The 10,419-nt window shown below is 73.1% G+C and carries 9 protein-coding genes; 3 read left to right on the top strand and 6 right to left on the bottom strand.

What is annotated here, in order from left to right; genetic code table 11:
- Positions 1-116: 116 nt before the first annotated feature.
- The 4 genes from mshC to ACFV0T_RS41860 form a co-directional block, all read right to left on the bottom strand.
- Positions 117-1,346 (bottom strand): cysteine--1-D-myo-inosityl 2-amino-2-deoxy-alpha-D-glucopyranoside ligase, encoded by a 1,230-nt coding sequence (gene mshC / locus ACFV0T_RS41875; RefSeq protein WP_385790765.1) that lies wholly within the window; start codon positions 1,344-1,346, stop codon positions 117-119.
- Between the two features lie 135 nt (positions 1,347-1,481).
- The gene (locus tag ACFV0T_RS41870) at positions 1,482-2,312 is read right to left on the bottom strand and encodes an SCO1664 family protein (protein ID WP_385790763.1); all 831 of its coding nucleotides are present in this window, start codon (positions 2,310-2,312) and stop codon (positions 1,482-1,484) included.
- Complete coding sequence (locus ACFV0T_RS41865) at positions 2,276-2,866, bottom strand: DUF3090 domain-containing protein (RefSeq protein ID WP_385790761.1); 591 nt, start codon at positions 2,864-2,866, stop codon at positions 2,276-2,278. The genes ACFV0T_RS41870 and ACFV0T_RS41865 overlap by 37 nt, the downstream gene beginning before the upstream one ends.
- 87 nt (positions 2,867-2,953) lie before the next feature.
- Positions 2,954-3,640, bottom strand: a complete 687-nt coding sequence (locus ACFV0T_RS41860) for a histidine phosphatase family protein (RefSeq protein WP_385790759.1) — start codon at positions 3,638-3,640, stop codon at positions 2,954-2,956.
- Positions 3,641-3,702: 62 nt separating this feature from the next.
- Here ACFV0T_RS41860 and corA point away from each other — a divergent pair, with 62 nt between their 5' ends.
- Positions 3,703-4,695: a magnesium/cobalt transporter CorA gene (corA, locus tag ACFV0T_RS41855; RefSeq protein WP_385790767.1), complete on the top strand. Its 993-nt coding sequence runs from the start codon at positions 3,703-3,705 to the stop codon at positions 4,693-4,695.
- 23 nt (positions 4,696-4,718) lie between these two features.
- On the opposite strand, the gene ACFV0T_RS41850 is transcribed toward corA, so the two are convergent.
- Together ACFV0T_RS41850 and ACFV0T_RS41845 are read right to left on the bottom strand one after the other, a co-directional pair.
- On the bottom strand, positions 4,719-5,507 hold the full coding sequence (locus tag ACFV0T_RS41850) for a ferritin-like domain-containing protein (RefSeq protein ID WP_385790757.1): 789 nt from the start codon (positions 5,505-5,507) through the stop codon (positions 4,719-4,721).
- A 248-nt stretch (positions 5,508-5,755) separates the two neighbouring features.
- Entirely contained in the window at positions 5,756-6,811 is a 1,056-nt protein-coding gene (locus ACFV0T_RS41845) for an LLM class F420-dependent oxidoreductase (protein ID WP_385790755.1), read from the bottom strand.
- A 206-nt stretch (positions 6,812-7,017) separates the two neighbouring features.
- Between ACFV0T_RS41845 and ACFV0T_RS41840 the strand changes: the two genes are divergently transcribed.
- Positions 7,018-8,001, top strand: a complete 984-nt coding sequence (locus ACFV0T_RS41840) for an aldo/keto reductase (protein WP_385790753.1) — start codon at positions 7,018-7,020, stop codon at positions 7,999-8,001.
- On the top strand, positions 7,998-10,340 hold the full coding sequence (locus ACFV0T_RS41835; protein ID WP_385790751.1) for a helix-hairpin-helix domain-containing protein: 2,343 nt from the start codon (positions 7,998-8,000) through the stop codon (positions 10,338-10,340). The genes ACFV0T_RS41840 and ACFV0T_RS41835 overlap by 4 nt, the downstream gene beginning before the upstream one ends.
- Positions 10,341-10,419: the final 79 nt, after the last annotated feature.

Genomic DNA, 10,419 nt, shown 5'->3' with positions numbered 1-10,419 from the left:
CGCCTCCTCCGTGCGGAGGAGGCGCCCCTTTCCTACGTCGGCTCGTACGTCGGCTCGTGTGTCAGCGCTTACGTCGGCTCGTGCGTCAGCGCGTACGTCGACGGTCGCCGCGTCGCCTACAGGGCCACGCCGAGCAGCGCGTCCACGGCCCGCGACACGACACCCGGGGCGCCGATGTCCGTACCGCCCCGCTCCCGCTGTGCGGCGGCCCAGCGGTCCACCGCCGCGAGCGCGGCCGGGGCGTCCAGGTCGTTCGCGAGGGCCTCGCGGAGCTCCTCGACGAGCGCCTCGGCAGGCGGCCCGTCGGGGCGGGACACGGCCGCGCGCCAGCGCCCGAGCCGTGCCTCGGCGTCCCGCAGCACCTGCTCGCTCCACTCCCAGTCGGAGCGGTAGTGGTGGGCGAGGAGGGCGAGGCGGACGGCGGCCGGGTCGACGCCGTCGCGCCGCAGCTGCGAGACGAAGACGAGGTTGCCCCGGGACTTGGACATCTTCTCGCCGTCCAGACCGACCATGCCGGCGTGGACGTACGCCCTGGCCATGGGGAACTCGCCGGTCAGCACCTGGGCGTGCGAGGCGCCCATCTCGTGGTGCGGGAAGGCCAGGTCGGAACCGCCACCCTGGACGTCGAAGCCCATGCCGAGGTGGTCCAGGGCGATGGCCACGCACTCGATGTGCCAGCCGGGCCGTCCGCGTCCGAGCGAAGCGCCGTCCCAGCTGGGCTCGCCGTCGCGGGCGGCCATCCAGAGCATGGGGTCGAGCGGGTTCTTCTTGCCGACCCGGTCGGGGTCGCCGCCGCGCTCGGCGGACAGCAGCCGCATGGCCGCGGCGTCGAGGCCGGAGACCTTGCCGAAGTGGGCGTCGGACTCGACAGAGAAGTAGACGTCGCCGTCGAGTTCGTAGGCGGCGCCCAGGTCGCGCAGTCGCTCGACGAGCGGCACGATGCCGGGTATCGCCTCGACCGCGCCGATGTACTGCCTCGGCGGCAGCATCCGAAGCGCGGTCATGTCCTCGCGGAAGAGCGCCGTCTCCTGCTCGGCGAGGGCGACCCAGTCGACGCCGTCGCGCTGTGCGCGCTCCAGCAGCGGATCGTCGACGTCGGTGACGTTCTGGACGTAGTGAACCTGCCGCTTGGTGTCGAGCCACACGCGCTGCACCAGGTCGAACGCGTTGTAGGTCGCCGCGTGACCCATGTGGGTCGCGTCGTACGGGGTGATCCCGCAGACGTAGATACGGGCGACGGGACCAGGGTCGAGGGTGACCAGACCACCGGTCGCGGTGTCGTGGATCCTCAGGTCGCGGCCCTGACCAGGCAGGGCGGGGACCTCGGAAGCGGGCCAGGCATGCATGTCATGAGCGTAACCGGACTGAAGTTCCGGATACGAACCGGAGCGGGCCGGATGGCCGGGAAGGCGTTCTTGCGCGTCACCGGCCCGGTGTGCAGGGGCGCGGTCGGACCGGGCGCCCGGTGTGCCGGGGCGCGGTCAGACCGGCGGCCACGGAATCGCCGGCCACTCGCCGCTCGGCTCCGGATGGGTTCCGGACTTCAGCAGCGCGTCGACCCGCTCGCGGGTGGCGTCGAGCTCCGCGGCGGTGATCAGCCCACCGAGCCGGACCGCCAGCGCCCCGTCCTGCTCCAAGGCGCCACTGAGCCCCTTGAGCGCCGTCACGGCCTCCTCGGCCAGGGGCTCCCCCGCCCACCCCCACAGCAGCGTCCGCAGCTTGTTCTCGACGTTGAAGGTGACCCCGTGGTCGATGCCGTACAGACGGTCCTCGGCGGCGGGCAGCAGATGGCCGCCCTTGCGGTCGGCGTTGTTGATCACCGCGTCCAGGACGGCGAGCCGGCGCAGCCGCACGTCGTCGGCGTGCACCAGCAGCGCGGTCCTGCCCTCACCGACCTCGGCGAAGCCGATCGCCTTCCAGCCGGGCTGGGGCTCCTCGCCGTCCACCAGGGCGAGCAGTTCGGCGTCCGGGAGCGCCTCGATCCACAGCTGGACCATCCCCTCGCCGTAGGGCCCGTCGCGCAGCACGGTGGGCGGTACGAGCCCCCAGCCGGTCGCCTCGGAGACCTCGTACGCCGCCACCTCGCGTTCGGCGAGCGTGCCGTCGGGGAAGTCCCACAGGGGCCGCTCACCGGCGATCGGCTTGTAGATGCAGGCCGCCTCGTGACCCTCGTACGTCACCGTGCAGTACAGCGCCGCGTTGGAGGCGTCGCGGATGCGTCCGCGCACGGTCAGTTCACCCCGCGCGAGCAGCTCGGCGGGCGTCCCGTCGGTCGTCACGCTCCGCGGCGGTATCCGTTCTGGCGCGGACATACGTGTCCTTCCGGGTCGAGCGGCAGGCTGCACAGGGGGCACGGCGGCCGGCCGGCGTTGACGACGTCGAGGGCGCGCTTGGCGAAGGCCCGGGCCTGGGCGCCGGTCAGCCGGACCCGCAGCATCGGGGGCCCGTTCTCCTCGTCCTGGAGCAGTCGCTCCTCCGCCTCGGCGAGGTCCTCGTCGGACTCGGCTTCGAGCTCCACGAGGGCCTGCGCCTCGACGATCATGCGCTGTTCCTCACCGTCCCAGGCCAGCGCCATCGTGCCGACCCGGAACTCCTCCTCGACCGGTGTGTCGAGAGGGGCGGTGTCGGAGATCTCGGTGGGCGCCATGGCGGGCACGGCGGCGTTGCCGCCGCTACGGCGTACGACCTCGTCGAGCAGTTCTTCCATACGCTCGGCGAGCGCGGCGACCTGGGTCTTCTCCAGGGCCACGCTGGTCACCCGGGAGCCGGCGGTGGCCTGGAGGAAGAACGTACGGCGCCCGGGCAGACCGACCGTGCCGGCCACGAAACGCTCCGGCGGGTCGTAGAGGTACACCTGACGGGACACGTCCTGTCTCCATTGGAATCGTGAGTGCGTGAACGTCCATGCGGGAGCGTGACCGCGTGAACCGCTTCACCCTACTGCGGCCGACGATCACGGTGCGCCCGCGCCGCCCCCGACCGTGGCTTCGTCGCCCGGCGGTTCCTCGCGCGGCACCAGGGAGGCGAAGTCACCGGTGTCCCCGAGGCGCACGAGAAAGGGCCGCAGCCTGGTGTAGCGGATGACGGTGATGGAACACGGTTCTACGGAAATCCTCTGGAAGAGGTCGAGATGAAGTCCGAGTGCGTCCGCCACGAGCGACTTGATGATGTCACCGTGCGAGCACATGAGGTACACGGCGTCGGCTCCGTGGTCGCGCTCCACGCGCGCGTTCCACTCGCGCACCGCCTCGGCGGCGCGGCTCTGCATGGCGCGCATGGACTCGCCGCCGGGGAAGGCGGCGGCGGACGGGTGCGCCTGGACGACCTGCATCAGGGGCTCGTCCATCAGTTCGGCGAGCTTGCGCCCGGACCAGTCTCCGTAGTGGCACTCCCCGATCCGCTCGTCGGTGTGCGCGCGCAGTCCCGGGCGGGCGTCGAGCAGCGGCTGGAGGGTCTCCTGGCAGCGCTGCAAGGGGCTGGTGACGACCTCGGCGATCGGGAGGTCGGCCAGCCGCCCGGGCAGTGCGGCGGCCTGCGCGCTCCCGCGCTCGTCGAGAGCGACGCCGGGCGTCCAGCCGGCGAGCAGTCCCTCGGTGTTGGCGGTGGAACGTCCGTGCCGGACGAGGATCAACGTGGGCATGCGAACCAGCGTAGGCGCACCGAGGGGTGCGCAGCGGGTTCGCAGGAAGGAGAATGCGCTCCGTGATCGTGGACTGCGCCGTCTACCGCGGCGGACACCGTATCGAGGGCCCCGAGGATCTCTCGGACGCCCTGGCCGAGGCACGTGCGGGCGGCGGGTTCGTCTGGATCGGGCTGCACGAACCGTCGGAGAAGGAGTTCGACCTGGTCACCCAGGAGTTCGGGCTGCACCCGCTGGCGGTCGAGGACGCCTTGAAGGCACACCAGCGGCCCAAGCTGGACATGTACGACGACTCGCTGTTCCTGGTGCTGAAACCGGTCGTGTACGAGCCGCAGAGCGATGCCGTGTCCACCGACGAGGTCATGATCTTCCTCGGTGACGCGTTCGTGGTGACCGTGCGGCACGGCGAGGGCGCGTCGCTGGCGGCCGTGCGGCGGCGGCTGGAACAGGAGCCGCAGATCCTGGGCAAGGGGCCCACGTCCGTGCTGTACGCGATCTCCGACGGTGTCGTCGACCACTACCTGGATGTCGCGACCGAACTCCAGACCGACCTGGAGGAACTGGAGGCGGAGGTCTTCTCGCCGGACGGCGGCGCGCGCAACACCGCGTCCCGCATCTACACCTTCAAGCGGCAGATCCAGGAGTTCAGGCGGGCGAGCGGTCCGCTGGCCCTGCCCCTGGCGCGGCTCGCGGGCACCGGGCAGTTCGGGGCGTCGGTGCCGTTCGTCAACGACCGGGCACGGCCCTTCTTCCGTGACGTCAGCGACCACCTCACGCGCGTCAACGAGTCGGTGGAGGCCCTGGACCGGCTGGTCTCTGACGTCCTGGCGGCGCATCTGGCGCAGACGGGCGTGCGGCAGAACGACGACATGCGGAAGATCTCCGCGTGGGCGGCCATGGCCGCGGTTCCCACGATGATCGCGGGCATCTACGGCATGAACTTCGAGCACATGCCGGAGCTGCACTGGATGTGGTCGTACCCGGCGGTGATCGGGGTGATGGCCGTCTTCGAGGTGCTGTTGTACCGGCAGTTCAAGCGGCGGGGCTGGCTGTAGCCGCGCGGCCCCGGCCACCGGTCTCAGGCGTACTCGGGTGCGGGGCTGGGGGAGCCGCCGAGCGCGTCGCGCCGCCGGGGCATCTCCAGGGACACCATCCGCCGCCAGCCGGCGAACCGCTCCCAGGCGTACACGGCGTGGATGCCGGCCGCGAGCAGCGCCGACCTGGCCCTCGACCAGCCGAGGAGGTGTCCCATGTGGGCCATGACGGCGAGGCTGACGTCCCGGTAGACGCGGATCTCGGTCAGCGCGCATTCGCGCAGCGTCCGCTGGATCGCGCGGCCGTGCCCGGCGCGGGCGAGGCGGAGCAGTTCCTCGTGACAGTAGGCGAGGTGGTTGTCCTCGTCGTCGGAGATCATCTTCACCGCGTGGCCGATGTCGGGGTGGTCGGCGAAGTACCGGCGCAGCAGGCGCATCTGTTCGGAGGCCCGCTGTTCGGTGACCCGGCTGTGCGCGAGGTAGGTGACGATGTCGGGGACGGTCAGGGGCCTTTCGCCACGGAGCTTGTCGTGGGCGAGGCCGATGCCGTGCCGCTCCAGGAGCATCGTGTAGTCGGTGTCGGGCGGGACCGGGACCGGGGCCAGGCCCCGCTTCCTGATCAGGGCCCTGAAGATCCGCCCGTGCTTGTCCTCGTCGGCGCCGTGGCGGGCGATCTTGGGAGCCAGCCCGCGCTCGCCCGCCGGCACGAGCGCGGCGATCCGGCCGTTCTCCCAGCCGCCCTGTGCCTCCCCGCTGGCCGCGATGGAGCAGAAGAGCCGGAAGGACCGGTCGTCGTCGAGGATCTCCTGGAACAGACTCTTGGCCGAAAGCATCGTGGGCACCCTCTCTGCCGGACTCCGGACTCCGCAGGATCCGCAGCACTCCGCAAAGACCGAGTCAAGTGCGGCGCGAGAGGTGCTGCAACAGCTGTGTCCGACAACTGCGCCGAAAGAATGACCCGCCAGGTCACCACGGAGGCGTAACCGCGCGGGCCCGGGCGCGTTGTTCTCCGTGACGGCCGTGGCGGGGAAGACCCCCGAGCCCCCACCACGGCCGTAGAAAATCCCCGTCGCACGGGCTGCTAGGCGAGACCGGCGCGCTCCATGGCCTCGGTACCCGCGCGCAGCGAGGCGAGCCGCTCGTCGAGCGTGAAGCCGGCCGGGGCGAGGGTCAGGGTGGTGACACCGGCCGCCGCGTAGGCCTTCATCCGGTCCGCGATCCGCTCCACGGAACCGAGCAGCGTGGTCCGGTCGATCAGGTCCTGCGGCACGGCGGCCGCGGCGCCCTGCTTGTCGCCGGCCAGGTACTTGTCCTGGATCTCGGCGGCGGCCTCCTCGTACCCCATGCGCTGGGCGAGCTGGTTGTAGAAGTTCTGCTTGCGGCTGCCCATGCCACCGACGTAGAGCGCGGTGTACGGGCGGAAGGTGTCGGCGAGCCGGGCCACGTCCTTGTCGTCGCCGACGGCGAGCGGGAGGGTCGGGCAGATGTCGAACCCGTCGAGGGTCTTGCCCGCCTTCTCACGCCCGGCACGCAGGTACGAGACGGCGGTGTCCTCGAGGTGGTCTGCCGAGGGGAAGATCAGCAGGGCGCCGTCGGCGATCTCACCGGTCTGTTCGAGGTTCTTCGGCCCGATGGCGGCGATGTACAGCGGGATGTGCTCGCGCTGCGGGTGCACGGTGAGCTTGATGGGCTTGCCCGGGCCGCCGGGCAGCGGCAGCGTCCAGTGCTCGCCTTCGTACGACAGGCGCTCCCGGGTCATCGCCTTGCGCACGATCTCGACGTACTCACGCGTGCGTGCCAGCGGCTTGTCGAACTTGACGCCGTACCAGCCCTCCGAGACCTGCGGCCCGGACACGCCGAGGCCGAGGCGGAAGCGGCCGCCGGACAGCGAGTCCAGGGTCGCCGCCGTCATCGCGGTCATCGCGGGCTGACGGGCCGGGATCTGGAAGATGGCCGAACCCACGTCGATGCGCTCGGTCTGGGCGGCGACCCAGGTGAGCACGGTGGCCGCGTCGGAGCCGTAGGCCTCGGCGGCCCAGCACACGGCGTAGCCGAGCCGGTCCGCCTCCTTCGCCACGGCGAGATTGTCCGCGTCCATCCCGGCGCCCCAGTAACCGAGGTTGATCCCGAGCTGCATGCCCGATCCCCTTACCGCTCAGTAACGTCCCTTTGTGCGGAGACCTTAGCGCGGGGGCCTCCGCCCGGGGAGCCGGGTGGGGCGCGGCACGCGGGCGGGTAGCCGGAGCGGCGGCGCGCGAGCTGCGGCGAGCGCGGTGCGTCCACACGAAATCGGTTGTCCACAGGCAACCCACGCACTACCCCTGGCCAGTAATCTCGGCGACCATGGAGCAGAGGCATCTCGGCCGCACCGGCCTGCGCGTGTCCCGTATCGGCCTGGGCACCCTCACCTGGGGCAGGGACACCGACGAGCACGACGCCGCGGACCTCTTGAAGACGTTCTGGGAGGCGGGCGGCAGCCTCGTCGACACCGCGGACGTGTACGGCGACGGCGAGGCCGAGTATCTGCTCGGACGGCTCATGGAAGGCCTCGTGCCACGCCGCGACCTGGTCATCTCGACCAAGGCGGGCAGCGTGCCCGACCCCGACCGGCGCTTCGACGGCTCCCGCGGCCATCTGCTCTCCGCGCTGGACGCCTCGCTGGCCCGCCTCGGCACGGACTACGTCGACGTGTGGCACATCCACGCCTTCGACCCGGACACGCCGCTGGAGGAGACCCTCCAGGCCCTCGACCTGGCGGTCGGCAGCGGCCGGGCGCGCTACGCCGGTGTCTCCAACTTCTGCGGCTGGCAGCTCGCCAAGGCGGGGACCTGGCAGCTGGCGGCGCCGGGCATCCGGACCCGGCTGGCGAGCACGCAGCTGGAGTACTCGCTGCTCCAGCGGGGCGTGGAGCGTGAGGTGCTGCCGGCCGCGCTGGACCTCGGTATAGGCCTGCTGCCGTCCTCGCCGCTCGGTCGCGGGGTCCTCACCGGCAAGTACCGCCACTCCACGCCCCCGGACTCCCGGGGCGCCTCCGAACACCTGGCGCCGTTCGTCGCGCCCTACCTCGACGACACCGCGAGCCGCATCGTGGACGCCGTGACGACCGCGGCGGACGGGCTCGCGGTGACCCCGCTCCAGGTCGCGCTCGCCTGGGTCCGCGACCGGCCCGGCGTGGCCGCGCCCATCGTCGGCGCGCGCAACGCCCAGCAGCTCACGGCGGCGTTGTCAGTGGAGGCCCTTAGTCTTCCTGACGAGATCTGCCGGGCGCTCGACGACGTGTCGGCGCCCGTGCACCGCTATCCCGATCACGACTGGAGCACGCTGTGAGCACGGAGCCGGAGACCACGGAGGACGCCGGGGCACCGACCACCGCAGACCCGGAGACCCAGGACGCCTCCGCTGCGTCGGCGGTCCCCGCGGAGAACCGGGGGGACGGCACCGACGGTGCGGACGGGGCCGGGTCCGAGACGGGGGCCGGGGGCGGTGCTTCGGCGTCCGCCGGAACCGACGACCGTGACGGCGCGGCGCCCGAAGACGACGGGGGCGACGGGGGCGACGGGGGCGACGCGAACCACGGGGACGGCGATACGGCTGCCACGGCTGAGGCCGGCGGGGTCGGCGGGGAAGCCGCCGGCCAGTTGTCGGAGGCCGAGGCCGAGATCGCGGCGCAGCAGCTGGAGCGGGAGCGGATCGAGCGGCGCAAGGCCGAGAAGGCGGGGCCCATCGACAGCGGGGCCAAACTCAGCGGGACGGCCGCCGACCTGCTCGCGGCCGTGCGGGCGGTGGAGAGCGGCGAGAAGCCCGTCGCCGTGTTCAGCGAACCGGCGCCCACGCCGCGCCGCGCCGCCCCGGAGCCGGTCCGGCGCCCGCAGCCGGTGGCCGCGGCGGCCGGAGTCCTCGCGTCGGGGCCCGCGCCGGACTCCGTCGAGGCCGTACGGCAGGTGCTGGCCGACGGCGGCGCGCCCGAGGCACTGGCGGCCCAGGTCGCCACGGCCCTCGGCGAGGGCGCGGACGAGGCGCTGCGCGCCGATCCCTGGCAGCTGCTGCGGATCGCCGGAGTGCGGCCCGAGCAGGCCGACGGGTTCGCGCGGGCGCTGCTCGGCGCGGACTGCGCACCCGACGACGAGCGGCGGGGCCGCGCGGTCACCGGCTGGCTCCTCGAGCAGGCGGCCCTGGCCGGGCACACCGCCCTGGAGATGCCGGCGCTCACGACCGCGCTGGCCCAGCGGGGCGTACCGGATCCGGACGCGGCCGTACAGAGCGCGCTGGCGGAGGGTGAGGCCCTCGTCTTCCAGGACGCCGTGGACGAACCCGGGGCTGCGACCGGGCGCCGGGACGACACGCAGGACGCCGAAGAGGAGGAGCCCCGCCCGGTCCGGATCCTGGTCGGCCTGGAGCGGTACGCGCTCGCCGAGGAGAGCCTCGCCGACGCTCTCGCGCGCGTGATCAACTCCGTGGCCAAGGACGCCGCGGCGGAGTGGGAGGCGGCGGCGGCCTCGGCCACCGGCAGCGCGGCCGAGCTGATCCGCGCGGTCGCCGGACACGGCCTGGTACTGCACACGGGCGGGGAGGCGGCCCGCGCCGAACCGGCGACCCTGCTGGGCGCGGCCCACGCCCTGGGCCTGCGCGCCGTCGCGGCCTGCCACACGGCCGACGGCCGCGATCGGTTCGGTGCCGCGCTCGGCGTCGCACTCGGGACCGCGGGCGGAGCCGGCGTCGTCACCGTCGCCGGGCTGCTGTCCGGCGCCGAGGGCCCCGGGCGGGACCCGGAAGGCGCGCTGGACCTGGATCTGCTGGTCCTGCTGGACGCGCCGCAGCTGGACGTGGAGAGCGCCGCGATGGCGGCGGAGTCGCTGCCCGACGGCGCCCGGCTGGTGCTGAGCGGTGATCCGGCGGTGCTGTGGTCGGCCGGACCCGGCCGGGTCTTCGCCGATCTGCTCGCCGCGCGGGTCTGCCCGCAGGTCGCCTCGCGCACCCCGGACCCCGGTCCGCTCGGCGAACTGGTCTCCGGTGTCGGCGTCGGCGAGCTGAACCAGGTCGACGCGCCCGGCAAGGAGATCGTGATCGTGCCGGTGCGGGACGCGGGCGAGGCCGTGCACCGGACCGTGCAGCTGGTCGCCGATTCGGTGCCGCGGGCCTTCGGGGTCCCCGCCGAGCAGACCGTGGTGATCACCCCCGGCCATGGCGGCGCGGCCGGCACCCGTGCGCTCAACGCGGCGCTCAAGGAGCGGCTCAACCCAGGCCCCGGACGGTTCGGCGGCTTCGACCCGGGTGACCGGGTCGTCCACTCCCCCGGGCCCGGGCGCGCGCTGCCGGGCCAGGTGGTGAAGGCCGACACCGACGGGCTGCACCTGTCGTGCGCGGGCGAGCCCGTCGTCGTACCGAGGGAGCGGGTGGAGCAGTCCGTGCGGCACGGGTGGGCGCTGACCGCGCACCAGGCGGTGGGCAGCCGGTGGCCCGCGGCGGTCGTGGTGCTGCCCGGCGACGCCGCGCAGGCCCTCAGCCGGCCCTGGATCTACACGGCGTTCGGCCGCGCGGAGCGCCATCTGTCCGTGGTGCACGGCGTGGAGCAGGCGCTGCCGAAGGCCGTCGCCGAGGCGCCGGCGAAGCCCCGCACGACCCGGCTGCCGACCCTGCTGCGCACCCAGGTGCCGACAGCGGGCTGACCGGGTCCTGCCAGGAGCGCGGGGAGCGCCCGAGGAGCGGCGAAACAGCGACGGCGGCGGCCGGGAGAGGTCTCTCCCC

It is taken from the genome of Streptomyces sp. NPDC059582, from assembly GCF_042735715.1.
Lineage (GTDB): Bacteria > Actinomycetota > Actinomycetes > Streptomycetales > Streptomycetaceae > Streptomyces.
Note: the sequence above shows the minus strand (reverse complement) of the source record. Positions and strands in the feature narration are given on the sequence as shown.